This is a genomic window from Myxococcus guangdongensis, from assembly GCF_024198255.1.
Lineage (GTDB): Bacteria > Myxococcota > Myxococcia > Myxococcales > Myxococcaceae > Myxococcus > Myxococcus guangdongensis.
On the sequence record NZ_JAJVKW010000004.1, the window covers coordinates 209,238 to 233,961 of the forward strand.

25 protein-coding genes are annotated in these 24,724 nt (G+C 70.1%); 17 read left to right on the forward strand and 8 right to left on the reverse strand.

Annotated features, from left to right (window positions below; genetic code table 11):
• The first annotated feature begins 136 nt into the window (after positions 1 to 136).
• From LXT21_RS14150 to LXT21_RS14165, 4 genes are all read left to right on the forward strand, one after another.
• Positions 137 to 946 carry an ActD protein gene (locus LXT21_RS14150; RefSeq protein ID WP_254039107.1) on the forward strand — a complete coding sequence of 270 codons (810 nt, stop codon included), beginning with the start codon at positions 137 to 139 and terminating at the stop codon, positions 944 to 946.
• Entirely contained in the window at positions 946 to 3,186 is a 2,241-nt protein-coding gene (locus tag LXT21_RS14155) for a caspase family protein (protein ID WP_254038672.1), read from the forward strand. The genes LXT21_RS14150 and LXT21_RS14155 overlap by 1 nt, the downstream gene beginning before the upstream one ends.
• 185 nt (positions 3,187 to 3,371) lie before the next feature.
• Positions 3,372 to 3,938 carry a tetratricopeptide repeat protein gene (locus LXT21_RS14160; RefSeq protein WP_254038673.1) on the forward strand — a complete coding sequence of 189 codons (567 nt, stop codon included), beginning with the start codon at positions 3,372 to 3,374 and terminating at the stop codon, positions 3,936 to 3,938.
• A 180-nt stretch (positions 3,939 to 4,118) separates the two neighbouring features.
• A complete protein-coding gene (locus LXT21_RS14165) occupies positions 4,119 to 5,228 on the forward strand; it encodes a 3-deoxy-7-phosphoheptulonate synthase (protein ID WP_254038674.1) in 1,110 nt (369 codons plus the stop codon).
• 171 nt (positions 5,229 to 5,399) lie between these two features.
• On the opposite strand, the gene pheA is transcribed toward LXT21_RS14165, so the two are convergent.
• The 3 genes from pheA to LXT21_RS14180 are packed head-to-tail and all read right to left on the reverse strand — an operon-like array spanning position 5,400 to position 7,820.
• Positions 5,400 to 6,230, reverse strand: coding sequence for a prephenate dehydratase (gene pheA, locus LXT21_RS14170; protein ID WP_254038675.1), 831 nt, complete (start codon positions 6,228 to 6,230; stop codon positions 5,400 to 5,402).
• Complete coding sequence (locus LXT21_RS14175) at positions 6,223 to 7,362, reverse strand: bifunctional chorismate mutase/prephenate dehydratase (protein WP_254038676.1); 1,140 nt, start codon at positions 7,360 to 7,362, stop codon at positions 6,223 to 6,225. The genes pheA and LXT21_RS14175 overlap by 8 nt, the downstream gene beginning before the upstream one ends.
• Positions 7,359 to 7,820, reverse strand: coding sequence for a GNAT family N-acetyltransferase (locus LXT21_RS14180; RefSeq protein WP_254038677.1), 462 nt, complete (start codon positions 7,818 to 7,820; stop codon positions 7,359 to 7,361). Before LXT21_RS14180 ends, LXT21_RS14175 begins: the two co-directional genes overlap by 4 nt.
• A 72-nt stretch (positions 7,821 to 7,892) precedes the next feature.
• Here LXT21_RS14180 and LXT21_RS14185 point away from each other — a divergent pair, with 72 nt between their 5' ends.
• From LXT21_RS14185 to LXT21_RS14200, 4 genes are all read left to right on the forward strand, one after another.
• Positions 7,893 to 8,447 carry an RNA polymerase sigma factor gene (locus tag LXT21_RS14185; protein ID WP_254038678.1) on the forward strand — a complete coding sequence of 185 codons (555 nt, stop codon included), beginning with the start codon at positions 7,893 to 7,895 and terminating at the stop codon, positions 8,445 to 8,447.
• An 11-nt stretch (positions 8,448 to 8,458) separates the two neighbouring features.
• A complete protein-coding gene (locus LXT21_RS14190) occupies positions 8,459 to 9,043 on the forward strand; it encodes a hypothetical protein (RefSeq protein ID WP_254038679.1) in 585 nt (194 codons plus the stop codon).
• The gene (locus LXT21_RS14195) at positions 9,040 to 9,621 is read left to right on the forward strand and encodes a periplasmic heavy metal sensor (RefSeq protein WP_254038680.1); all 582 of its coding nucleotides are present in this window, start codon (positions 9,040 to 9,042) and stop codon (positions 9,619 to 9,621) included. Before LXT21_RS14190 ends, LXT21_RS14195 begins: the two co-directional genes overlap by 4 nt.
• 75 nt (positions 9,622 to 9,696) lie before the next feature.
• Complete coding sequence (locus LXT21_RS14200; protein ID WP_254038681.1) at positions 9,697 to 11,178, forward strand: amino acid permease; 1,482 nt, start codon at positions 9,697 to 9,699, stop codon at positions 11,176 to 11,178.
• On the opposite strand, the gene LXT21_RS14205 is transcribed toward LXT21_RS14200, so the two are convergent.
• From LXT21_RS14205 to LXT21_RS14220, 4 genes are read right to left on the reverse strand one after another with little or no spacing between them, the layout of a single operon-like run.
• Complete coding sequence (locus LXT21_RS14205; protein ID WP_254038682.1) at positions 11,141 to 11,569, reverse strand: EVE domain-containing protein; 429 nt, start codon at positions 11,567 to 11,569, stop codon at positions 11,141 to 11,143. The two genes, LXT21_RS14200 and LXT21_RS14205, sit on opposite strands and share 38 nt — an antisense overlap.
• Positions 11,570 to 11,615: 46 nt before the next feature.
• Positions 11,616 to 12,170, reverse strand: coding sequence for a TetR/AcrR family transcriptional regulator (locus LXT21_RS14210; RefSeq protein ID WP_254038683.1), 555 nt, complete (start codon positions 12,168 to 12,170; stop codon positions 11,616 to 11,618).
• Positions 12,171 to 12,199: 29 nt separating this feature from the next.
• Positions 12,200 to 13,540, reverse strand: a complete 1,341-nt coding sequence (locus LXT21_RS14215; RefSeq protein WP_254038684.1) for a POTRA domain-containing protein — start codon at positions 13,538 to 13,540, stop codon at positions 12,200 to 12,202.
• A 27-nt stretch (positions 13,541 to 13,567) separates the two neighbouring features.
• Positions 13,568 to 14,056: a MarR family winged helix-turn-helix transcriptional regulator gene (locus tag LXT21_RS14220; protein WP_254038685.1), complete on the reverse strand. Its 489-nt coding sequence runs from the start codon at positions 14,054 to 14,056 to the stop codon at positions 13,568 to 13,570.
• Between the two features lie 193 nt (positions 14,057 to 14,249).
• Between LXT21_RS14220 and LXT21_RS14225 the strand changes: the two genes are divergently transcribed.
• On the forward strand, positions 14,250 to 15,044 hold the full coding sequence (locus tag LXT21_RS14225; protein WP_254038686.1) for an SDR family NAD(P)-dependent oxidoreductase: 795 nt from the start codon (positions 14,250 to 14,252) through the stop codon (positions 15,042 to 15,044).
• Between the two features lie 113 nt (positions 15,045 to 15,157).
• Here LXT21_RS14225 and LXT21_RS14230 read toward each other — a convergent pair whose 3' ends face one another.
• The gene (locus tag LXT21_RS14230; RefSeq protein ID WP_046714359.1) at positions 15,158 to 15,355 is read right to left on the reverse strand and encodes a hypothetical protein; all 198 of its coding nucleotides are present in this window, start codon (positions 15,353 to 15,355) and stop codon (positions 15,158 to 15,160) included.
• Positions 15,356 to 15,732: 377 nt separating this feature from the next.
• Here LXT21_RS14230 and LXT21_RS14235 point away from each other — a divergent pair, with 377 nt between their 5' ends.
• The 8 genes from LXT21_RS14235 to LXT21_RS14270 all read left to right on the forward strand — a co-directional run bounded on the left by LXT21_RS14235 (position 15,733) and on the right by LXT21_RS14270 (position 24,723).
• Complete coding sequence (locus LXT21_RS14235; RefSeq protein WP_254038687.1) at positions 15,733 to 16,305, forward strand: polysaccharide biosynthesis/export family protein; 573 nt, start codon at positions 15,733 to 15,735, stop codon at positions 16,303 to 16,305.
• A 71-nt stretch (positions 16,306 to 16,376) separates the two neighbouring features.
• Positions 16,377 to 17,531: a metallophosphoesterase family protein gene (locus LXT21_RS14240; protein ID WP_254038688.1), complete on the forward strand. Its 1,155-nt coding sequence runs from the start codon at positions 16,377 to 16,379 to the stop codon at positions 17,529 to 17,531.
• A 33-nt stretch (positions 17,532 to 17,564) separates the two neighbouring features.
• A complete protein-coding gene (locus LXT21_RS14245; RefSeq protein WP_254038689.1) occupies positions 17,565 to 18,974 on the forward strand; it encodes a GumC family protein in 1,410 nt (469 codons plus the stop codon).
• Positions 18,975 to 19,001: 27 nt separating this feature from the next.
• Positions 19,002 to 19,742 carry a CpsD/CapB family tyrosine-protein kinase gene (locus LXT21_RS14250; protein WP_254038690.1) on the forward strand — a complete coding sequence of 247 codons (741 nt, stop codon included), beginning with the start codon at positions 19,002 to 19,004 and terminating at the stop codon, positions 19,740 to 19,742.
• Between the two features lie 105 nt (positions 19,743 to 19,847).
• A complete protein-coding gene (exoE, locus tag LXT21_RS14255) occupies positions 19,848 to 21,215 on the forward strand; it encodes a polyisoprenyl-phosphate hexose-1-phosphate transferase ExoE (protein WP_254038691.1) in 1,368 nt (455 codons plus the stop codon).
• 96 nt (positions 21,216 to 21,311) lie between these two features.
• The gene (locus LXT21_RS14260; protein WP_254038692.1) at positions 21,312 to 22,403 is read left to right on the forward strand and encodes a gluconeogenesis factor YvcK family protein; all 1,092 of its coding nucleotides are present in this window, start codon (positions 21,312 to 21,314) and stop codon (positions 22,401 to 22,403) included.
• A 35-nt stretch (positions 22,404 to 22,438) separates the two neighbouring features.
• Positions 22,439 to 23,557: a GNAT family N-acetyltransferase gene (locus LXT21_RS14265; RefSeq protein ID WP_254038693.1), complete on the forward strand. Its 1,119-nt coding sequence runs from the start codon at positions 22,439 to 22,441 to the stop codon at positions 23,555 to 23,557.
• Positions 23,554 to 24,723, forward strand: coding sequence for a DegT/DnrJ/EryC1/StrS family aminotransferase (locus LXT21_RS14270; protein WP_254039108.1), 1,170 nt, complete (start codon positions 23,554 to 23,556; stop codon positions 24,721 to 24,723). The genes LXT21_RS14265 and LXT21_RS14270 overlap by 4 nt, the downstream gene beginning before the upstream one ends.
• Position 24,724 lies beyond the last annotated feature (1 nt).

Consider the following 24,724-nt stretch of genomic DNA (forward strand, 5'->3'; position numbering starts at 1 on the left):
ACCTGCGCCAGTCGCGGCCGGGGCGTGTCCTCACGGGCGGGTGACAGTTCCCGGACATGGCGGTGTTCCAGTGGGTGGAGGGCGCGGCGGAAGCCTGGAGACGGGGCTTGTGGACCGCGCTGGAGGCTTCGTGAGCATGGCCCTGTGCACCCCTGACTGGCTGCTGGAGCGGATTGCCCTGGGCGAGCTGTCCCCGGACGCGCTCGCCGACGCTCGCGCCCGGCTGGAGCGCGAGCCCCACGGGACGGCCCGGCTGGCGCGACTGGAGGCGGACTCGGCCCAGACGCTGGCCCGCCATCCCCCCGAGGGCTTCGCCCGGGAAGTCGGCCGCCGCGCCCGCACCGCGGACGTCCAGCGCGAGCACGCGGCGCGCTACCCGGGCTGGCATGGGCTGTCCATGGGGCTGCCCGTGGCGGCGTCGCTGGTGCTGCTCATGCTGTCGGCCCAGCCTGAACGGGGGGGCGAGCCCCCGGCGCTGATGCCCGCGAGGGTGGAGCTGCTGGAGGAGACGGTCGGCATCAAGGGCGACGCGCGGCTCCTGGTGTACCGGCAGCACGACGGCGCCACGGAGCTGCTCCCGGACCGCACGCGCGCCCGGCGTGGGGACCTGCTCCAGCTGAGCTACCTCGCCGGTGGGCGGCGCTACGGGACGGTGGTGTCCGTGGATGGCCGGGGCGCGGTGACGCTGCACCACCCCACCACGCTGGTGGGGAGCACCCGGCTCCAGAAGGGGGACGCGGTGTCGCTCGCGCACTCGTACGAGCTCGACGACGCCCCCGCCTTCGAGCGCTTCTTCTTCGTCACCTCGGATTCACCCATCGATGTGGGCCTCGTGCTGGAGTCCGCGCGGCAGCTCGCACGTCAGCCCACCGAGGCGAGCACCCGGCCGCTCCCGCTTCCGGGTACCCTGGCCCAGACATCCTTCACGTTGGAGAAGGTGCCGTGATGGCGCGGTCACTCCTGTTCCTGTCCCTGTTGCTTCCCACCCTGGCCACGGCGGCCCCTGCCGGTACCCCTTCCTCCAACCCTGTCGCCGTGCGCCGGTTCGCGCTGCTCGTGGGCGTCAACGACGGCGGCCCCGGCCGCGCGAAGCTGCGCTACGCCGTCACCGACGCGAACGCCTTCGGCCAGGTGCTCGAGGAGCTCGGCGGCGTGCAGCGGCAGGACCGGATGATGCTGCTCGAAGGCGACCGCAAGGCGCTGGAGAGCGCGCTGGCCCGCTTCAAGGCGATGGTCGCCGCGGGCAAGACGCCGGGCGGGCGCACCGAGGCGCTCATCTACTACTCCGGCCACTCCGACGAGGAGGGGCTGCTTTTGCACCAGGACCGCTTCGGCTACCGCGAGCTGCGGCAGGCGCTGGAGCAGCTGCCCGCGGACGTGCGCATCGCCATCCTGGACTCGTGCGCCTCCGGCACGCTGGCGCGCTCGAAGGGCGGTGTGCGCCGTCCCGCGTTCCTGGTGGACACGTCCACGGCCGTGCGGGGCCACGCCATCCTGACCTCCTCTTCCGAGGACGAGGTGTCGCAGGAGTCGGACCGCATCGGCGGCTCGTTCTTCACGCACAACCTGGTGTCGGGGCTGCGCGGCGCGGCGGACGCCACGGGGGATGGCCGCGTCACGCTGCACGAGGCCTACCAGTTCGCCTTCCACGAGACGCTCGCGCGCACGGAGCGCACCCGCGCGGGCGCGCAGCATCCGGCCTATGACATCGAGCTGGCCGGCACGGGCGAGCTGGTGATGACGGACCTGCGCTCCACCTCCGCGGTGCTCGTCATGGACGAGAACGTGGAGGGGCGCCTGTTCATCCGCGACGAGCCCGGGCGCCTGGTGGTGGAGCTCAACAAGCTGGCGGGCCGCTCCACAGAACTGGGCCTGCAGCCGGGCCGCTACACGGTGACGCGCGAGTCGCGCGGCGCCAGCTCCCAGGCGGTGCTCACGGTGGGCGACGCCGGGCGCACCGTGCTGGCCCACACGGCCTTCGTGGCGATGCAGGGCGAGATGACGGCGATGCGCGGAGGCGGCGCGCCGATGGCCAGCGCGCAGGGGCCGATGGTCGAGCCCGTGGCGCGCCGAAACTACCGCTTCATCAACCTGGGCCTGGCCCCGAAGCTCCAGACGAACGACTTGTGGAGCGGCGAGGGGGAGATGGGCAACTCGCTCTCCGTCTCGCTGGGCGTGGCGACCATGGGACGGCTGGATGGCTTCGCGATGGCGCTGGGGGCGAACCTGAGCTCAGGCGAGCTCCACGGCGTGCAGACGGCCCTCGGCGGCAACGTGGTGCGCGACATCATGGAGGGCGCGCAGCTCTCCGTGGGCGGCAACTGGGTCAGTGGCAAGGCGGAGGGTCTGCAGGCCTCGGTGGGCCTCAACATGGCGAGCCAGGGTGGGCGCCTGGGTCAGCTCTCCGTGGGCGCCAACGTGTCGCGCGCGTCCCTGCAGGGGGTGCAGATGGCGGTGGGCAGCAGCTGGGTGAACGGCGACATGGACGGCTTCCAGGCCGCGGTGGGCCTGAGCTGGGTCTCCGGCGCGATGCGGGGCGTGCAGATGTCCGTGGGCACCAGCCGGGTCAGCTCCATCCAGGGTGCGCAGGTGTCGCTGCTCAACGTGGGGGGCGACGTGAGGGGCGCGCAGGTGGGCCTGGTCAACATCGCGGGGAAGATGAACGGCCTGCAGCTGGGCATCATCAACGTGGCCAACAACCTGGAGTCCGGTGTGCCGGTGGGCCTGCTCAACATCGTGCGCAACGGCCAGTTCCACGTGGAGGCCTACGGCAACGACTTCAACTACGCCAACCTCGCGCTCAAGGTGGGCAGCCGCTACCTCTACACGACGCTGGTGGTGGGCATGGGCGCGGTGCCGGACCACCGGGGCCCCAGCCACTGGACGACGGGCGTGGGCCTGGGCGGCCACGTGCCGCTGACCGAGCGCCTGTACTTCGACGTGGACGTGGTGTCGAACACCCTCCACGAGTGGGGCGGAGCGCTCGCGGACAACCGGATGCTGCACCAGGGGCGGCTGATGGTGGGCTACGCGTTCGCCCCGCGCTTCGCCGTCTTCGCGGGCCCGACGTTCAACGTCCTGCACGCCACCGACGGCGAGCCGGTGACGGCGCTCAGCCGGTTCTCCAAGTCGTCGGACCGCGACGTCCTGATGTGGACCGGTGTCCAGGCGGGTCTGCGTCTCTGAACCGCGGGTCCAGGGGGGCCACTCACGGGGTCCGGGCCCCGGGGGCCCCCCGAGCGCAGCGGATGGCTCCCATCAGTCGGACGAAGCCGAGACGACCTGGAACGGCTTTCCACTCGGTGCTCCACGGTGCGAGGCTGGATGAACGGCCATTGGCATGGCCGGGCAATCCTTGCCCTGGGGGCACGATGTCCAAGTTGCTGTTCGCGGCGTTCAACGAGGGCTCCAGCCTCTCGATGTCTGGCCACCACGAGGCCGCGATCTCCGCCTTCGACAAGGTCCTCGCCGTGGACCCGAAGCACTTCCCGGCCCTGACGGGGCGGGGTTCGTCCCTGGCGCAGCTCGGCCGCGCGGAAGAGGCCCTGCGCTGCTTCGAGCGCGCCATCGAGGTGGACCCGTCCGCCGCGGACCCTCATCGCCAGGCCGCCCTGTGTCAGCTCGAGCTCGGAGAGCCCGAGGCCGCCGCCCAGCTGATGGGCCGCGCCACCCAGCTCAACCCGGAGCCCCGCTACCGCGAGGCCGCCGCCATCGAGGTCTACGAGCTGGGCAACGCGCTGCTCACCCGTGGCTCCCGGCGTCCCGACAAGGCGCGGTACCGGTTGGCCCGCTACACCTTCGAACTCGCCCTGGAGTTGTCTCCCGCGTACGTCGAGGCCGCCAAGGCCCTGGCCGACGTCTGGGAGAACCTGGGAGATACCACCCAGCGGGACCATTACGCGCAGATGGCCTTGCGGCTGCGGCCCGCGAGCAACTGAAGCAGGCGGCGGGGCAGGGGGCCGCGTGCCCCGAGGCGTCCGCCCCGCCGGGGTGGGCCGCTCTTGCTGCCTCTCGCCCGGGTGTGGACGCATCCGCGCGTTCCCGATGTTACAAGTCGCGCGACCCGGTCCGCGCCCACTCAAAGACCTACAAGACAGAGTTGTCTGGAGATTCCGAAGATGATCGTCATGCTCGAGCCGGACTCACCCGAGTCCGTGGTGTCCGCCGTCCTCCAAACCGCCGCCCAGTACAAGGGGGTGACGCCGCGTCCTCACGTCATCGAGGGCGCGGAGTTCACGGTGACGGAGGTGTACCTGCTGGGCTCCACGGCCCAGGTGCCGACGGAGGTCTTCGAGCAGATTCCGGGCGTGCGGCAGGTGGTGCGCGTGTCGCAGAAGTACCGCGTCATCGGCCGGCACAAGGGCCAGCGCACGTCGACGGGCTTCGAGTACAACGGCGTGACGTTCGATGAGCGCTCGGTGCAGCTGTTCGCGGGCCTGTGCGCGGTGGACACGAAGGAGAACGTGGAGACGATGATGGCGGCGCTCGCGCGCCACGACATCCGCACCACGCGCATGGGGGCGTACAAGCCGCGCACCAACCCGTACGAGTTCCAGGGCCTGGGCGCCGCGTGCCTGCCGTGGGTGTTCGAGTCCGCGGGGAAGCACGGCATCAAGGTGGTCGCGATGGAGGTGACGCATCCGCGCCACATCGACGAGATTCGCGACGCGCTGGAGCGCTCGGGCAACGCCACGGGGGCCATGCTCCAGGTGGGCACGCGCAACGCGCAGAACTTCGAGCTGCTCAAGTCCATCGGTCAGCAGCGCGTGTTCCCGGTGCTCTTCAAGCGCGGCATGGGCATCACGTTGGAGGAGTCCCTCAACGCGTGCGAGTACATCGCGAGCGAGGGCAACCCGAAGATTGTCTTCTGCCTGCGCGGCGTGAAGACGCACCTGGGCGACCCGCACCGCAACATGGTGGACTTCGCGCACGTGCCCGTGGTGCGGCGGCTCACGCGCATGCCCGTGTGCGTGGACCCGTCGCACGCCATCGGCCGCGCGGACCTGCCGCCGGACGGTCTGCCGGACATCTTCCACGCGATTGGACAGGGGCTCATCGCGGGCGCGTCCATGGTGCTGGTGGACTTCCACCCGCAGCCCGAGGCCGCGCTGTGCGACGGCCCGCAGGCGCTGCGCATGGAGCAGCTCGGCGCGCTCCAGCGCTACACGCAGATCATCCGCGAGGCGTACCAGTCCGCCGTGAAGAACGGCGATGGACTGACGGCCTGATGAAGCACCGCGCGGCGTGGCGCTCGACTCAGGCCACGCCGTGGCTGCCGCTCATCCGCGAGGCGTACCAGGTCCGCCGCGAAGCATCGCGATGGGCTGATGACGCCCGCGCGGCGAGGTGCTCGGCGCGGGTCACGCAGTCTCTGGCGGGCGCCAGCGCGCCGCTTCGACTCAGGCGGCTCCGTAGCTGCCGAGCACGCGCAGCGTGATGCACGCCGCCTGGGCCGCCTGCACCGCCTCGCGCACGCGCGCCTCCTCCAGCGCCCCTTCTACGTCGAGGCACCAGACGTACTCCCACGCGCGGCGCTGGGGACGCGACTCCAGTCGGGACACGTCCAGCCCGCGCGCGGAGAACGCGCCCAGCACGCGGTACAGCGCGCCGGGCTCGTTCGGCACCGTGAGGGCGAGCGCCGTCTTGCGCCGCTTCCACGAATATTCGGGATCCTGGCCCAGCGTGATGAAGCGCGTGTAGTTGTCCGACGAGTCCTCCACGCCATCCTCGAGCACCACCAGCCCATACAGCTCCGCCGCCAGGCTGCTGGCGATGGCCGCCGTGCGCGGGAGCGCCTCGCGCGAGAGTCTGCGCGCCGCGATGGCGGTGTTCATCTCGGGCACGGGCCGCAGCCCTCGTCGCCGCAGATAACCCGCGCACTGCGCCAGCGCCTGGGGATGCGACAGCACCTGCTCCACGTCCTTCAGCGCGAGCCCTGGAGGCGCGACGAGACAGTGGTGGATGCGCAGCGACAGCTCGCCGGAGATGGGCAGGTCATGCTCCAGCAGCAGGTCCACGTTCTCCGCCACGGGCCCGCCCAGCGAGCTCTCCACCGGAATCACGCCGCTGTCCACGTGGCCCTCTGCCACGGCCTCGAACACGGCGCGGAAGGTGGGGTAGGGGACCGCCTCGACGTCCGGTCCATACAACACGCGCAGGGCCTCTTCCCCGTACGCGCCCGCCTCTCCTTGGAACGCGACACGAACCTCGAAAGTCGACAACTCATCCATGGCTTCCCTCGGCCCGGGCATACGTGCCCAGCACGCGCAGGAAGGAGGTCAGCGGCCGGATGTCCTCCAGCGCGGCCGTCAGCGGCGCGGAGGCCGCGTGGCCCTCCACGTCGACATAGAACCGGTACTGCCACGGCCGACCCGGAATGGGACGCGACTCCAACTTGCTCAGGTTCACCCCACGCAGCGTGAGGCGCTGGAGCATCTCGCCCAGCGTGCCGGGCTTGTGTTCGAGCACCATCAGCAGTGACGTCTTGCACGGCACGCCCGGGGCCAGCGGCGTGGGCTCGCGGCCCACCTCCACGAAGCGCGTGTAGTCGAACTCCGGCTGGAGCTCGCGCGCCAGGACCTCCAGGCCGAAGCGCTGCGCGGCCGTCTCACTGGCGATGGCGGCCACCGTGGCATCATTGCGCTCACGCACCTTCTGCGCCGCGCCACCCGTATCCGCATCCGGCACCGCCCGCACCCAGGGCAGCTTCTCGCGCAAGTACGCCTCACACTGCGCCAGCGCCTGCGGATGCGAGATGACCTCGCGCAGCGCCTCCAGCTTCGCGCCCGGCAGCCCCAGCAGCCGGTGGTCCACCTGGCTCACCAGCTCCGCGGTGATGACCACGCCGCCCTCGGCGAGCAAGTCGTACGTCTCATTCATGCTGCCGGCGGTGGTGTTCTCGATGGGCATCAGCGCCAGGTCCTGCTCGCCGCGCCGCACCGCCTCCACCACCTCGCGCGCATGGTCGAACCCGGTGAGCAGCACCCCTCCGGAGCGGCCCGTGTAGCGCCTGCGCGCGGCCAGGTGGCTGTAGGAGCCCTCGATGCCTGGATAGCCCACGCGCAGCGGCGTGGTGTCCAACCGCGTGACGAGCGCCTGCTGCCGCGCCACCGACATGTCGATGACCAGCCGCCAGATGCGCTCCGTCTCGTGCGGGTCCAACCCGTGCTCGGACGCGCGCGCGCGGATGCGGCGCAGGAGCAGGTCCTCGCGACGTTGATCTCGAAACGGCGCCGCGGTGGCCAGCTTGGAGCGCGCCACGTCGTCCGCCAGGTCCATGCGACGGCGGAGCGCGTCGAGAATCTCCTCGTCCAGGTTCTCGATGGCGATGCGCAGCGCGTCCAGGTCCGGCGAGGTGCTCATCGCGCCGGCTCCCTCAGCTCGCGGGACATGAGGTGATGAGGCCCGATGCCGGGCATCTCGAACTGCTCTCCATGCGCGGTGAAGCCGAGCGAGCGATAGAAGCCCGAGGCGGTCGACCGCGCGTTGCACCACACCTGCGTGCCCCTCTGCGTCACGGCGTGCTCCATACACGCCTTCAACAGGGCCGCGCCCAGGCCCTGTCCCTGGCGTCCGTGCTCCACGGCCATGCCCCGCAGGCGCCACGCGGTGATGGCCTTCAGCGCGTAAGGTGGCGGCTCCCGATAGATGGAGGCCACCCCGAGCAGGCGGCCGTCCGAGTACAGGCCCAGGTGCACGGTGTCCGGGTCGTCATCTCCAGGATAGACAACGGCCTCGGGAGGCTGGTGGGGGCGAAGCACGGCGCGGCGCAGGCCACGGGTCTCCGCGGCGGGAATCCGTCGGATTTCGGAGGAGCTCACGCTGTCGAGTATGCCGTTTTCCGACCTCATGCGTCCTCATTCCGTGAAGGCAGTCGAGGAGGTCTTTCCACCGTGAAGGGTACCGCCATCCTAGAGGAGCCCGGAACTCCAGCGCGCACCACCGTCGCGCTCGGGTTCGAGTCGCTCCTGGAGGCGGAGCAGGCCGGTTTGCTGCGCCTGGCCCGGCGGTTGGTCTGGGACGCGGAGGAGGCGAGGGACGTGGTGCAGGCAACCCTGGCTGATGCCTACGAGAAGCGCCACGGCTTGAAGGACCCGAAGGCGGGGCCCGCGTGGCTGCGGCGCATCCTGGTGTCCCGCGCGATGAGCCACCTGCGCAGGCGGCGCGTGTGGAACGTGCTGCGTGAGGCGTTGGACGGGGGCACGCCCCTGGAGCTGTCACCGGAGGAGCGCTTCGTCGGCGCCGAGCGCTGGCGGGCCCTGGGCAGAGCGGTGCGTGCGCTCCCGTCGCAGCAGGCCACGGCCTTCAGCCTGCGCTACCTGGAGGGACTCGAGTTGGACGCTGTCGCGGAGGACATGGGCATCGAGCGGGGCACCGTCCGCATCCACCTGTATCGCGCGCTCAAGAAGCTCAAGGCCGAGCGGGCCCTCGAAGGAGAAACGCCATGAGATGCCACGACGTGGCCCCCCTCCTCCTGGAGTGCTCGCCCCCTTGGACGCCCGACGTGCGTGCCCACCTGGAGGGCTGCGAGGAGTGCCGGACGCTCGCGGCCGTGCATGCCTCGGCGTCGCGGTTGCGGCTGCCGGTGACGCCGCCCCTGACGCCGGTGACGCATGAGGCCGTGCTGGGCGAGGTGCGCCGCCGCAAGGTGCGTCGCCGGGTCATCGCGGGCGTGGTGGCGTCGTGCTGTGTCCTCGGCCTGACGTGGCTGACGCGGCCCGCGCCGCCGGTGCCCCACGTGTCGGAGGACGCGTACGTCCAGGAGCATGACACCGCGCCACGGCCCGAGCTGGAGCTGCGCCGCGCGGACACGGAGGACGAGGTGTCTCCGGAGGCCCTGGCGCAGGGGGCTCGCGCCTCGCTGACCGACCTCTTCACGGAGGTCCGTGGCTACACGCGGCGCGACGCCGTGTACCGCGATGACCTCTACCGACCTTTCGGGGCGATGGCCGCCTGGCTTCGCCCCCCGGATTCCCGCGCGCTGGAAGCACCGCCGTTCCGTACGGCGATTCACCCCATCACTTACCAGGAGTCGATGCCATGAAGCTTCGCATGTCCATGTGGTTGGCCGCGGCGGCGTTGAGCCCGCTGCTCGCGGCTTTGCCCGCACAGGCCCAACCCGAACCCGAGAACGTCGTCGTCCACCGCGCGGGCCCCGGAGCGTTGCACGTCATGGGGCCCGCGGACAGCGCGCTCCCGCTGGGCCCGCTCCCTCCCGCCGCGCACGGCATCCCTCCGCAGGTGGTGGAGAAGCTGGGCATCCCCCGGGAGGTGGCCAAGCAGATTCAAGAGCTGACGTTCGACGCGAACGAGGCCGTCATCCCGCTGGAGGCGGACCTCAAGCGCGCGCAGCTCCAGCTCGAGCGCCAGCTGCGCGCGGACTCCACCGATGAGAACGCGGTGCTCAAGCAGGTGGAGGAGGTGGGCCGCGCGGAGACGGCGGTGCGCAAGAACCGTCTGTCGTTGATGGTCCGCATCAAGCGACTGTTGGGTCCCGAGCTGTGGCGCAAGGTGGAGGCGGAGATGGGCACGATGCGCATCCAGAAGCGCATCGAGATCCGCAAGGGCATCCCGGACGAGGACGGCCCCGGTCCCGGCGGTCCTGGCCCGCGCAAGCCGTAGCGTTCCGGACAGACGCGGGCTCTTTCGGTGGACCCCTCCAGGGAAGGACGAGGGGGCCCGCGTATCCTGGGAGGCATGGCCCACCTTCCGGATTCGGAGCGTCAGCTCGAGGAGGATGCCGCCCAGCTCCAGCGGCTGGGGTACGCGCAGGAGCTCTTGCGCGGCATGGGTGGCTTCTCCAACTTCGCCGTCTCCTTCTCCATCATCTCCATCCTCACCGGCGCCGTGACGCTGTATGGCCATGGGCTGCGCTTCGGCGGACCGATGGTGATGGGCGTGGGCTGGCCGCTGGTGGCGGTGATGACGCTCACGGTGGCGGCGAGCCTGGCGCAGCTCGCGTCGTCGTTCCCCACCGCGGGCGCGCTGTACCACTGGGCCGCCATGCTCGGCGGCCCTCGGGTGGGCTTCTTCACCGCGTGGCTGAACACCCTCGGACAGTTCGCGATTACCGCGGGCATCGACTACGGGCTCGCGGAGTTCCTCGCGGACATGCTCGGCTGGCCTCGTGAGCGCATGTCCGTGCTGCCGTTGTATGCGGGCATCCTCCTGTCCCACGCGGTGCTCAACCACGTGGGCGTGCGCGTCGTCGCGTGGCTCAACGACTTCTCCGCCTGGTACCACGTGGGCGGGGTGGCGGTGCTCATCGGCGCGCTCGCGCTGTTCGCGCCCAAGCAGGACGCGGCCTTCCTGATGACGCGCTTCAGCTCGGAGACGCCGCTGTATGCCTATGGCTTCCTCATCGGCCTGCTCCAGGCGCAGTGGACCTTCACCGGCTATGACGCCAGCGCGCATGTCTCCGAGGAGACGAAGGACCCCACGCGCAATGCCCCGTGGGGCATCTTCCTGTCCGTGGCCGTCAGCGCCGTCGCGGGCTACCTCCTGCTGGGCGCGGTGACGCTGGCCATCCAGGACCTGCCGAGCACCGCCGCCGCCGCCAACCCGTTCCTCCACGTGCTGACGCAGGGCCTGGGCCCCGCGCTGGGCGGCGCGCTGGTGTGGGTGGCCATCGGCGCCATGTGGTTCTGCGGACTGTCCTCGGTGACGTCCAACTCGCGCATGCTGTTCGCCTTCGCGCGCGACAATGGATTGCCCGCGTCGAGGTGGCTCGCGAGCGTGTCGCCGCGCTTCCGCAGTCCCGCGGTGGCCGTCTGGGTCTCGGTGGCGGGGAGCGGCCTCGTCGCGCTGTGGAGCGAGGCGTACGCGGCCATGGTGGCGCTGAGCACGCTGGCGCTCTACGCGTCCTATGCCTTGCCCGTGTGGGTGGGCTTCCGGGCGCGCCGCTCCGGGACGTGGTCGCACCGCGGGCCGTGGGACTTGGGGCGCGCGTCGTCGTGGGTCAACGCGGTGGCGCTGGCGTGGTGCGGGGTGGTGATGGTGCTGTTCGTGCTGCCGCCCAACCAGCTCGCCGGCTACACGTTCGCCGGCGCGCTGGGACTGTTGGGCCTGTACTGGGCGCTGGTGCAGCGGCACAGCTTCACGGGGCCGAAGGTGACGCTGCTCCGCCCACCGGAGGCCGCGGCTACTTCGGCAGCGCCGTCTTCCCCATCTTCAGGATGAGCTTGAAGTGCTCGGCGGTGACGGGGGCCACGCTGAGCCGGCTGCGGGTGATGAGCGGGAAGTCCTTCAGCGCGGCGGTGGCCTTGACGGTGGCCAGCTCCACGGGTGCCTTGACGGGGATGACGGCGGCCACCTTCACGGAGGCCCAGTCCTCACCCGGGGCGGTGGAGTCCTCGGTCGCCAGCGTGAGCACCTGCGCCACGCCCACCACGGCCTTGCCCTCGTTGGAGTGGTAGTAGAGGCACAGGTCCCCGGGCTTCATCGCCCGCAGGTTGTTGCGGGCCTCGAAGCTGCGGATGCCCGTCCACTCCGTCTGCTTGTCCTTCTCGAGCTGCGCGTACGGGTACACCGTCGGCTCGCTCTTGATGAGCCAGTACTGGGTCTTCGACATGGCGGCGCACCATAGAGCACGTCCGCGTCGCCGCGCGCGGTGTTCCTCAGTGCAGCAGGTCGGAGACCGGCCGCCCGGGCCCGGAGGCCGTCAGGCACTGGGCGGCCCACGTCAGCCGCTCCACCTCCCGGAGGCTCGCGAGCATGGCGGCCGCCACGTTCCGGGGACTCTGGAAGTGGAAGTCTCCCCGGCGCGTGCCCTCCGTGAAGACGGACTCCAGCAGGGCGAGCTCCCGCGCGCGCAGGTCCGTGACGTACAGGTCGATGAGCGGGAGGATGTCGAGCAGGGCGTCGAAGGAGACGTTCAGCTCCCGGATGATGCGCTCGGTCTGCTCCTGGCGGACCTCCACGAAGGTGCGCACCTGCTGCTCGGGGGAGGGCGCGCGGGCGACGGCGCGCTCCAGCTCTTCCATGGCGGGCACGCCGTGCTGCCGCACCACCTCGATGAACAGCGCCTCCTTGGTGGAGAAGTGGCGGGAGACCTGTCCGTGCTCCAGGCCCGCGCGCCGCGCGATGTCCTCCAGCGAGACCCGGGTGAAGCCGAGCTGGGCGAAGTGCTGCGTGGCGGCGGTGAGGATGGCGGCGCGGTGATGCGTGCTCAAAAGGGACCTCGCGGTCTGGGGGACGACGGCTACATGGAGAGGCCCGCGGCGAAGCTGACGACGAGCTCTCGAGTCTGGGGGGCCCGCGTTACATCCAGGCCCAGGGCGGGGACGGCGACACTGCGGAGGTACATGCGAAGCCCGGCCCCGGGGGCGACGTAGCGCGTGACTGTATTGCTCCACTCCACGTGACCGGCGTCGATGAAGGCATGCGCGGTGAAGGTCGCCAGGCTGGGACTCCAGAGGGGGACCTGGTACTCGAGCGTGGCGATGGCGGCCCGCTCCGCCCAGAGCGTGGCCAGCGTGAAGCCGCGCGTGCCCGTGCGCTGCCCCAGCAGCACCGCGTCCAGGGTGGAATCTCCCTCCACGGCATCGAGTGTGCCCGACAGGGTGAGCGCATGGTTCCCGAACAACGCATGGGTGTAGGCGGCCGTGAGGGTCGCCTGTCGGTAGTCCCGGGAACCGCTCCCCAGGTCGAACCCCTGACGCAGGTTCAGACGCGCGAACAGACCTTCGTTGAAGAAAAAGTGGAAGTCCTGTCCCAGATACTCCGCCACGACGCTGACGCCCTGGGCGTGGCTTCGTTCAGGAGCGGGCGCGTCCTCGTTCGCGCGGAGCGGCCGGTTGAAGATACCGAACAGTCCCGCGCCCACGTTGAGCTCGGGCGTGAGCTGGTGGCCGAGCACGCCGGACACGTCCAGGCGCCGGTCCGTGTACTCGTCGACGACGATGTCGCGCACGCGCCGCTCGCGGTCCAGCTTGGCGTACTGCCCGAAGAGCGTGCCTGTCCACCTGCTGCCGCGGATGCTCGGGTCTTTGTACAGGGAGAAGACGTTGCCGCCGCGGTTGCCCGCCATCGCTCCGAGGACGAAGAGCTTGTGCAGGCCGAAGACGTTGCTCTCCAGGAGGAACAACCCCGCCTGCCACTGGCCATTGCTGGAGGTGAACATGGGGATGGGCAGCAGCGTCCAGCGCTCCTCCACCTTGATTCGCAGCGCCACGCCGTCGCCCTCCTGACGCGTGCTCACCTCGACGTGCTCGAAGAGCTTCAGGTTGAGCAGCCGTCGCTTCAGCTCCTCCGTCGCGCCGGTGGTGAGCAGTTCCCCACGTTGGGTGCGCAGCGCGCGCAGGATGACGACCTCCTTCGTGCGCTCGTTGCCTTCGATGTCGATGCGCTCGATGCGCCCGGTCAGCTCGGGCTCGGGCTCGGGCGGCACCTCGGGGGCGGCGACGGCGCGGGACAGCTCCGTCGTGGGCTCGTCCGGGGGTGGCTCCTGGGCGCGTGCGTCCGATGGCATCAGCGCGGTGTTGAGCGCGAGCACCAGCCACGCCGGTGGATAGGTGCACACGCAGGATGAGAAGGGCCTCATGCGAGACTCCTGGTGACGGTCATCGCGTCACTCGGGGGAGACGCGAACGGTGTCGTGGAGCCGGTCCATGAGTCGGAAGACGGTCTCCAGGTCTTCAGGGGTCAGTGTGGCGAAGAAGCCCGCGAGGGCCGTTTCGATGCGCTCGCGGATGCCGCCATAGATGGACTGGCCTTCCCGCGTGAGGGCGTTGACCACGGTGCGCCGGTCCGAGGGATGACGCTTGCGCTCGACGAGCCCCCGGGCCTCGAGCCGGTCCACCACGCCGGTGATGCTCTTGTCGTGGATGTCCGCCAGGCGCGAGAGGGTGCGCGTGTTCAGCGGCCCTTCGTGACCCAACCAGATGATGACGTGGCTCTGGGGCGAGCTCAGGTCGTGCGCGTCGCAGAACTGGCTGACGGGGTTGCGCAGCACGGAGCGGTCCCGGTTGAAGTCCAGCAGCTTTCCGAAGAACCGCGCGCCCTGCTCGCGCAGCACCCGCGAGCCGTCGACGGAGGTCTTCGTCGCCTTCTTCCGCATCGAGTCGCACGCGCTCCCGCCAGACGCTCCCGTGAGGGCGTCATGCCCCGGAGAGATACACCACGTTGCCGATATTCCGCAATGTGGAATATCCGCGTTGCGTCGGGATGGGCGTGGGGAGGGGGCGTGAAGCGGGCTGGCGAGGTACGACGGCGCGCGTTACCTGTGGCCGCGCATTCTCACGAGGGAACGAATGGACCTGGACTTGAAGGACAAGGTGGCGTTGGTGACCGGCTCCACGGCGGGCATCGGCCTGGCAATCGTGGAGGCGCTCGCGCGCGAGGGAGCGGAGGTCATCGTCAATGGCCGCACCCAGGCGCGCGTGGACGCGGCCATCGCCGAGGTGCGCCGCAAGCAGCCGGACGCGCGCCTGCGCGGCGTCGCGGTGGACCTGGGCACCGCCGAGGGCGCCGGCCGCTTCCTCCAGCAGGTGCCCCACGTGGACATCCTGGTCAACAACCTGGGCATCTTCGAGCCCAGGCCCTTCGAGGACATCACCGACGAGGAGTGGCTGCGCATCTTCGACGTCAACGTGATGAGCGGCGTGCGCCTGAGCCGCCACTACCTCAAGGGCATGCGCCAGAAGGACTGGGGCCGCATCGTCTTCATCTCCAGTGAGTCCGGCGTGCAGATTCCGGTGGAGATGATTCACTACGGTGTGACGAAGACGGCCCAGATTGCGCTCGCGCGCGGCATCGCCGAGGGCCTGGCGGGCACGCAAATCACCGCCAACTCCATCCTCCCGGGCCCCACGCGCTCCGAAGGCGTGGAGGTGTTCCTGGGGGACCTGTCCCGGCAGCAGGGCGTGGACGTGGCCACGGTGGAGCGGGAGTTCTTCAAGAGCGCCCGGCCCTCGTCGCTGCTCCAGCGCTTCGCCACCCCGGAGGAGGTCGCCGCGCTGGTGGCCTTCGTGTGCAGCCCCAAGGCCTCCGCCATCAACGGCGCCGCGCTGCGCGTGGACGGCGGCGTGGTGCGCGCCGTCCCCTGAAGTCGTCGCGTGGACGACATCCAGCCACCCTCGAGTCCCGGGCGAGGCTGAAAATAAGAAGGCCCGGTGTCCCATGGGGCACCGGGCCTTTTTACTGTCACGGCTTTGGAGCGTCAGGCCTGGTTGGCCATGCCGCGCGCCGTTTCCTCTCCAGGCTTGCCGCTCAACAGCGCGCTGCTCGCGTACAGGGCCAGGCCCACGACACCCAGCGCCGCGGCCTCCGTCTGCGCCATGAAGGCCACGCCCATCCACGCCATCACACCGGTTCCCATCGCGAACGCCGCCGCCACCGCCCCCGCTGCCTTCCTCATCCGCTGGCTCCCTGTCTGCTGGGCCCCCTGGCCCGTTGTGGAAACAAAACTCCTTCGCCCGAACAGACTTCAATCCGCGTGCCGAGCACCCACCGTGCGGATTGAGAACCCACATGCCCCGCGGTGGGAAATCGTCTTCCATCAACAGGGCCCGGACTGTCGAAAGCACCAGACTCCTACCCTGTCGGATGCCAGTAATTCTTCCCGACCCGCGCGACGCCACAACGTGGGCAGTTTCGTAACCCACGGCGATCCATGGGCTTTCCCTCCCAGGGCTCAGTGGCACACCCGCTGCTATGGCAACCGCGCCGAGAGCGATGGTCACCGCGAGGTGCGGGACCTCGGAAGACATCCGCAGCGAGACGAGGGAGAGGACGATGGGCAAGACGAGCGCGGGGTTCTGGACGGTGTTGGGGGTGATGCTGCTGGGCGGGTGCGCGCACCAGCCGGCGGTGAAGGTGGACAACTCCGAGCAGCCCTACCGCATCGGCCGTGAGGACGTGTTGGACATCGCGGTGTGGCGGGACGCGGAGCTGAGCCGCACGATTCCCGTCCGCCCGGATGGCTTCATCTCCATGCCGATGGTGGGCGAGGTGCAGGCCGCGGGCAAGACGCCCACGGAGCTGGCCGAGTCGCTGAAGCAGGGCTTCCAGTCGTATGTGCAGGAGCCGCGCGTGACGGTGATTGTCCGCGAGGTCAACAGCAGCCGCGTGTTCGTCACCGGTGAAGTCACGCACCCGGGCGCCTATCCGCTGCGCGGCCGCGTGTCGCTCATCCAGGCGATTGCCCTGGCGGGCGGCTTCACGGACTTCGCCAACTCGGACGGCATCGTGGTCATCCGCAGCGACGGCAACGGCGGGCAGATTCCGGTGCGCTACAGCGACCTCATCTCGCCTGACGGGGGCCAGGACGTGATGCTGCGTCCGGGCGACACCATCGTCGTGCCGTGAAGAGTCAACGAGGGCAGTCGGGTGGTGGTGGGTCCATGGGTCGAGGGTGGCGTAGGCGAGGGAGGACGACGGTGAAGGGCGACTGGAAGAAGTGGTTGCTGACAGGCCTGATGCTCACCGCGCCGGCGGCTTCCGCGGCGACCGTGTGGGAGCCCCGGCTGCGCATCTCCGCCGAGGAGCGCTACGACGACGATTTGCGCCTGGGCGGCCCGGATGCGACGGGCGGCCAGCTGATGACGAAGCTGTCGCCGCGCGTGGGAGTGCAGGGGCGCGACGCACGGCTGGACCTCAACAGCTTCTATGCCGCGGACGTGCTGATGCGGCATGGCTCGGGCAAGGTGACGCTGGACCACCGGGGTGGGCTGGAGTTGCGCCACCTGCTGACGCGCAGGCTGCGGGTGGACTCCAACGTGCGCGTCTTCCGCGTCACGGACCCCATGTCCCTGCCGCGTGACGGCCTGGCGCGCTCCACGTCGCCAACGTTCTACACCCAGGCCCGCGTGGGCCTGACGGGCCGCGCCACGGACCGCATGGACGTGCGCGTGGGCTACGGGCTGGAGGCGGTGCGCATCCTCGAGGATGGCCAGAAGGCGGGCTATGCGCATACGCCGTCGCTGGAGCTGATGTACCGCACCACGCGCCGGCTCACCCTGGGCATGGAGTACCGCTACCAGGGTTTCCTGTATGACAATGAATTGTCCCAGTCGCATGGCGTGGCGGGAACGCTGCGCTACCGGCTGACCCGTCCGACGACGTTCATCGCCCGGGCGGGCCCGGTGCGCTACCTGGCGCCGACGGGGCAGGAGGGCGGCTGGGTGCCTCGCGTCAACCTGGAGCTGGCGCGCGAGGGCGAGCTGTTCGACTTGGGAGTCGCCGTGGGACACGACCTGGTGGGCGCGAGCGGCTTCGCGAACGCCCTGTGGGCGGACTACGCGTCGGTGTCGCTGGCGCGCAGGTTCAACCACCAGTTCTCGGCGTTCGGCGCGGCCAGCTTCTTCCGCAACGGGCGGGCGCCCGGGCGGGACTGGTCGACGTTCAGCAGCACCCCCCTGGTGTCGCAGGGGTACGCAGTTGGAGGCGGAGTGGAGTACCGCTTCGGTCGCCAGGTGGCGGCGCAGGGGGCGGTGGATCGGATTGCCCAGGTGGGCGTGGCGGACTCGGCGGGCGTGGCGGGCGATCTGACGCGCAACGTCTTCGCGGTCCGTCTCATCGTGACGGCGTGGTGACAACACGTGAGTGGGTTGGAGGAGGAGCGAGTCATGGAGCGTGGGATGACGGCGGACCAGCTGCTGGCCTCACTGTGGCGCCGCAAGGCGTTGGTGGGAGCCATCGCGGCAGTGGTTTTCGCGGTGGGCGCGGCCATCGTGTTGACCCGGCCGAGCATGTACGAGGCGTCGGTGGTGGTTCGCGTGGAGCCGCAGCGGCCCGGTGAAGAGATGGTGCAGCGCACCGTGAGCGAGCTCATCGAGCAGCGGTTGCTCACCGTTCGACAGGAGCTGCTGGCACGGCCCGTGCTCCAGAAGGCCATCGAGGAGATGAACCTCTACCCGGACATCGTGTCCGAGAAGGGCATGGAGGCGGCCGTCGCGCAGATGCGCAAGGATTTGACGGTGCGCGTGGAGGGGGAGACGGCGTTCGAGCTCACCTATGCGAACCGCGACCCGCAGGTGGCGTCGCAGGTGGCCAACCGGCTGCCCACCATCTTTTCGGAAGAGACGCTGAAGCTGCGCCAGGCGCAGGCGGCGCGCGCCACGGACCTCTTCAACGACGAGATGGTGCAGATGGGCAAGGCGGTGTCCAGCTGGGAGCACAAGATTGCCCAGTTCAAGGTGTCGCACCTGGGGGAGCTGCCCGAGCAGATGGAGATGAACATGCGCGGGCTCGAGCGGGTGTCGCACGAGCTGCAGACCAAGTCGGAGGAGCTGCGCGTGGCGGAGGCGCGTCGCTCGGACCTGGCCCGGGCTCGCAACGCGGTGGACAGCGAGGCGGGGCGGCTGGAGGCGGCGGAGAGCGGGCTGACGCGAGCCCTGGTCAACGCGCGCACCACGTGGACGGAGGACCACCCTGAAATCAAGCGCATGTCGTCGGAGCTCGCCGGCATGACGGAGCGCCGCAAGGACGCCGAGGGCCGGCTGTGGGCCGAGCGCGCCGAGCGCACCCGGGTGGCCAGCCTCATCGGCAACATCCAGAAGGAGATTGTCGACCTGCAGGCGAAGGCGGAGGGCTACCAGGCGCGGCTGAACAACACGCCGAAGTGGGCGCACGAGCTGGCGGTGATGAACCGCGACTACGAAATCGCGCGCACCAAGTACCAGAGCGTGGTGAGCCGCAAGGTGGAGGCGGAGATTGCCCAGGAGCTGGAGGCCAAGAGCGCCAAGAGCCTGTTCAACGTCATCTCCCCGGCGGGGGTGCCGGTGACGCCGGCCCGTCCGGACAAGATGGCGGGGATGGTGATGGTGCTGCTGGTGGCGCTGGGCCTGGGCGTGCTGGCGGGGGCGGTGTTGGAGATGCGGGATGACAGCCTGCGCGACGGGACGGAGGTGCGCCAGCGCCTGACCCTGCCGGTGCTGGCGGTGGTGCCGGACATGCAAGGCAAGACGGAGCGTCGGGTGCTGATGCCTTCGTCGGGGTCGCGCAACAACGTGTCGAACCCCACCTCGTTGAACTGACACCCACGGAAAGGACGGAAGACGGACATGGACCAGACGATGGAGCGGGCGGGAAACTTCCTCCCCCGGGTGGATGACAACGCGGCGAATCCGAACGCGGTGGACCGGCGAGTGGTGACGCTCACGGCGCCGGCCTCGGCGGCGGCGGAGCAGTACCGCAGCCTGTACTACCGGTTGGAGCGGATGCGGGAGCTGCGGCCGATGAAGGTCGTGGCGCTCACCTCGGCGATGCCGGGTGAGGGCAAGACGGTGACCAGCGTCAACCTGGCGATGGCGGCCGCCCGGGCGAACCCGGAACGGCGCATCCTCCTGGTGGACGCGGACCTGCGGCGCGGCGGGGTGGCGAACACGCTGGGGGTGCGCAACAAGACGGGCCTGGCGGAGCTGCTCACGGGCGAGGTGGAGGTGCGCGACGTGGTGCGCCGCTTCAACTCCACGCGCCTGGCGCTCATCCCCGCCGGCGCCACGCCGGAGGAGCCGTCGCAGGTGCTGGCGAGCCCTCGCATGAAGCAGTTCCTCAAGGCGGTGCGTGAGGGCTTCGACGAGGTGTACATCGACCTGCCGCCCACGCTGCCCTTCGCCGACGCGGCCATCCTGGGCCACCAGGTGGACGGCGTGCTGATGGTCATCCGCGCCAACGTGACGCCGGGCAAGACGGTGCACCAGGCGGTGGAGCAGCTGGCCGGCGCGCCCATCCTGGGCTGCGTCCTCAACGGCGCGGAGGTGCACGCCACGCCGTACCTGAAGAACTACGAGAAGCAGAAGTAGAGGCGGAAGACCTTCCGCCCCAGCTCCTGGTGACGGGGGATGGGGCGGAGGGCTTTGTCGGGGGGGCGGGTCGTCGTGAGTCGGGCGGGTTGGTCGGAGGGGCAAGTGCTCCGCGTCTTTCACCACTATTTTTCAGCCAAGAAGCTGACGTTTTTTCTCGCCGAGAGCTCGGCAATCGCACTGGCCTGCGTGATGGGCGCGGCGGCTTGTGCGGCACTCTTCGCGCCCGAGGGCACCCGGCCGCCGATGGCGGCGCTGTGGCCCACGTTGATGGGACTGGGCGCGGCCTTCGTCGTCACGTTCCAGTTCACGCTGTACCTGTTGGACTTGTATGACTTGCGCGTCGCCGCGGAGGACCGGGCGCGGGGCTACCGCTTCCTGAAGGCCGCGGGTGTCACGGCCATGGTGACGGGCGGGCTGATGCTGGTGGCGCCGCTGCTCTTCCCCGTGGCGCTTCCTCCGGGGGCGCTGCTCGGTGGGGCGATGGGCGCCCTGGCGGGCACGCTGGTGGTCCGGGTGTCCATCCGCGCGCTGGTCGGCGCGCCGGACTCGGTCCTCATCGTCGGTGACGGCCTCAAGGCCCGCGCGGTGGCGAGCGCCATCGAGGCGGGCGGCGAGGGCAGCTACCGCGTCATCGGCCTGGTGGACCCGCGCTCGAGCGCGGAGCCGCTGGACCAGATGGCGGCCCGTCTGGGCGCGGCATATGTCGTGCAGGCTGCTGACGACATGCGCGGGGCCAACTGGGTGGACTCACTGCTCATCTGCCGACTGCAGGGACGTCGCGTGTACGACGCGACGGGGTTCTGCGAGCGGGTGCTGCGGCGCATTCCCGTGCAGTTCCTCCGGGCGAGCGACTTCGCCTTCGCCGATGAGCTCACCGTGTCGCCGCTGCGTCGGGCGTTCAAGCGGGCCTTCGACCTGGCGGTGGCGTCTCTCCTGCTCACGTTGTCGGCACCGTTCCTGCTTCTGGTGGCGGTGGCCATCAAGCTGGATTCGAAGGGCCCGGTGTTCTACCGGCAGGAGCGCACGGGCCTGGGCGGCGCGACGTACTACTTGTGGAAGTTCCGCAGCATGCGGACGGACGCGGAGAAGAACGGCGCGGTGTGGGCGCGGGCGAACGATGACCGTGTCACGCGGGTGGGCAAGTTCATCCGCCGCACGCGAATCGACGAGATTCCGCAGGTGTTCAACGTGCTGATGGGGGAGATGAGCTTCGTGGGTCCGCGGCCTGAGCGGCCCGTGTTCGTCGAGCAGCTCAAGCAGCAGATTCCCTTCTATGGGCTTCGCGAGGCGGTGAAGCCGGGCCTGACGGGCTGGGCCCAGATTCGCTACCCCTACGGGGCTTCGGTGGAGGACGCGCGCAACAAGCTGGAGTTCGACCTGTACTACGTGAAGAACGGCTCGTTGTTCCTCGATGTGGGAATCATCTTCCACACCGTGAGACATGTTCTTCTCGGTCGTGGAGCTCGTTAGGTACACCTCCCGCGGGCCCCCCTCCTCGTGAGGGGAGGGGGCCCTAGGGGACCCGCCAGGGGTGGCGGGTCGGGCGTCGTGGATGGGGGTTGGGACATGGTGGGGATGGACATGGATTCGCCGCTCCCTGAGTCGTGGGAGGATGCGCGCGCCCGTCGTGAGCGCGAGCTGGAGCGGGAGACGGAGCGCAACGAGCTTTTGCAGTCCCAGGTGGACCGGCCCACGCGCATCGTCGCCATCGGCGGCGGCACGGGGCTGCCCATGGTGCTGCGAGGCCTGGCGCGGCGCGCGACGCCGAAGGCCGGGGACCCGGGCGTGGACATCACCGCGGTGGTGGCCATGAGCGACGACGGTGGCAGCTCCGGGCGCCTGCGCCGGCTGCACGGCGCGCTGCCGCCCGGTGACATCCGCAACTGCCTGGTGGCGCTCGCCGGTGGCAAGAGCGCGCTCAAGGACGTGTTCCAGTTCCGCTTCGGCGGGGCGAGGGGCCTGGCCGGGCACGCGGTGGGCAACCTGCTCATCGCCGCGCTCGCGGAGCTCAAGGGCGACTTCCTGGAGGCGGTGCGCATGTCCGGGGAGCTCTTGGGCGCGCGGGGCAACGTGCTGCCGTGCACGCTGGCCTCGGTGCAGCTGGTGGCGCAGATGCACGACGACACGGAAGTGGTGGGCGAGCGCAACATCTGCCGCGCCCAGGGCCGGGTGCGCAAGGTGTCCCTGAGCCCGCGCTCGCCGCCGCCGGTGGACGGCCTGCTGGAGGCCATCTACGCCGCGGACCTGGTGGTCATCGGCCCGGGCTCGCTGTACTCAAGCCTCTTGCCCAACCTCCTGGTGGACGGCGTGGCCCAGGCGCTGAAGGAGACGCGCGCGCTCAAGGTCATGGTGGCCAACCTGATGACGCAGCCGGGTGAGACGGACGGCATGTCCTGCCTGGACCACGTGCAGGCGGTGCGCGAGCACGTGGGGCCGGTGCTGGACGCGGTGCTCGTCAATGGCACGGAGCCCTCGCCGGAGGCCATGCGGCGCTACGGGCGGCGCGGCTCGTTCACGGTGAACGTGGACACGCGCGAGCTCATCGCCGCGGGCGTGGTGCCGGTGCGGGCGGACCTCCTCAAGGAGGGGTCCAGGATCCGACACGACAGCCGCAAGGTCGCCGCCTGCCTGCTGAAGATGGCGCGCAGCGGCTTGTAGCCGAGCAACCCCATCACCACCTTGGGCGCCCGAACATGGAAGCAACCCTGAGCAGTCCCGGGCCGCGTGTCGTCGAAATCGATGACCGCGCGGCCTTCATGGCCCTGGAGTCGGAGTGGAACGCGCTCGTCGAGGCCACGACGGACGAGCTGTTCTACCGCCACGAGTTCATCCGCATCTGGCTGGACAACTTCGCGCCGGGGGCGCGGCTGCGCATGCTGACGCTGCGAAACAGCGAAGGCCAGCTCTGCGCGGCGCTGCCCCTGTGGGAGGAGCGTACGAATCTGTACGGCGTGCCGGTGCGGCAGCTCTCCGCGGCGGCGAACACGCACTCGTGCCGGTTCGACCTGCTGGCCCGCGAGCCGGACGCGGCCGCGGCGATGTTCCTGTCCCATCTGCGTCAGCAGGGCGGGTGGGACGTGCTGCGGTTGACGGACGTGCCGGACGGCGGCGCGGCGTGGCGGGTGCACGCGGCGGCGCAGGCGGCCCGCATGCCGGTGGGCGCGTGGGAGTCGCTGCAGTCGCCGTACATCCCGCTGCCGGGCACGCGCGAGAAGTTCCAGGCGTCGCTCCAATCCAAGTTCAAGGCGAACTGCCGGCGTCGTCGCCGCAAGCTCGAGGAGAAGGGGAAGGTCACCTTCGAGCGGGTGGACGGTGGACAGGGCCTGGAGGGCACGCTCGAGGAGGGCTTCCTGCTGGAGCAGAGCGGCTGGAAGGGCGAGCGCGGCACGGCCATGGCGCAGGACACGGCGACGCGGGGCTTCTACACGGAGCTGGCGCGCGACGCCGCGTACCGGGGGAAGCTGGCGCTGTACTTCCTGCGGCTGGACGGACGGCCCGTGGCCTTCCACTACGGCCTGGAGCACGGCGGGCGCTACTTCCTGCTCAAGCCCGGCTACGACGAGCAACTGCGCGAGTGCAGCCCCGGTCAGCTCCTGATGGAGGAGGTGGTGGGGACGTGCATCGACCGGAAGCTCGGCGAGTTCGACTTCCTGGGGCCGGACATGGTGTGGAAGCGCGACTGGACGGACCAGGTCCGGCGCCACACGTGGCTCTACATCTTCAATGACACGGCTTTCGGCCGGGCGCTGTGCGCGGCGAAGTTCCGGTGGACCCCCGCGGTGAAAGAGGTGGTGGCGAAATGGAAGCGATGACTCCCTCGGGCCGGCTGTTCGTTCCGTCGCTGCCCACGCTGTGGCCCCACATGCTGGTGTCCAAGCCGAGGCCAGGCTCGCTTCCGCCGTTCTCCTCGCCCAACGTCCGCTACTTCTACTTCGCCCGCAACGCGGTGTGGTTGACGGTGAAGATGCTGGGGTTGGACAACGGCGAGGTGCTGATGCCGTCCTACCACCACGGCGTGGAGGTGGAGGCGCTGGTGGACGCGGGCGCGACGCCGCGCTTCTACCGCGTGGGCAGCCGCTGGGACGTGGACCTGGAGGACGTGGCCCGGCGCATCACCCCGAAGACGAAGGCGCTGTACCTGACGCACTACGCGGGCTTCCCGGGCCCGGCGGCGGAGATGCGCAAGCTGGCCGACCAGCACGGGCTGGTGCTCATCGAGGACTGCGCGCTGTCGCTGCTCTCGTCCGACGGCGCGGTGCCGCTGGGGACGACGGGCGACGTGGGCATCTTCTGTCTGTACAAGACGCTGCCGGTGCCCAACGGGGGCGCGCTGGTGGTGAACGGGCCGCGCTCGTACAGCCTGCCGGAGCCTCCGGCGCCGCCGTCCGCGTCGACGTTCAGCCACACGGTGTCCGCGCTCCTGCAGAACCTGGAGCTGCGCGGCGGCGCGGTGGGCCGCGGCCTGCGCGGGCTGGTGCGCACGGTGGGGCACGGCACGGTGAAGGCGGCGAGCATCGAGCGGGTGGCCACCGGCACGCAGCACTTCGACCGCAAGCACGTGGACCTGGGCATGAGCCCGCTGACCAAGCGGATTGCATTGGCGCAAGATTTGGAGTCCATCGTCGAGAAGCGCCGTCGCAACTACTTCTACCTGCTGGGCCGGCTGCGCGACGTGTCGACGCCGCTGTTCAATCAGCTGCCGGCGGGGAGCTGCCCGCTGTTCTACCCGATGGTGGTGCAGGAGAAGGCGGAGGTGCTGGCGCGGCTGAGGGCCAAGGGCATCGACGCCATCGACTTCTGGAAGCGCTTCCATCCGGCGTGTGACGCGGCGGCCTTCCCGGAGGTCGCGCAGCTGCGGCGCAGCATCGTGGAGATTCCGTGCCACCAGGATTTGTCGCCGGAGGTCATGGCGGACGTGGCCTCGGTGGTGCGCGACGCGATGCGGGCGGAGAAGCGGACGAAGAAGCGCGCGGGTTGAG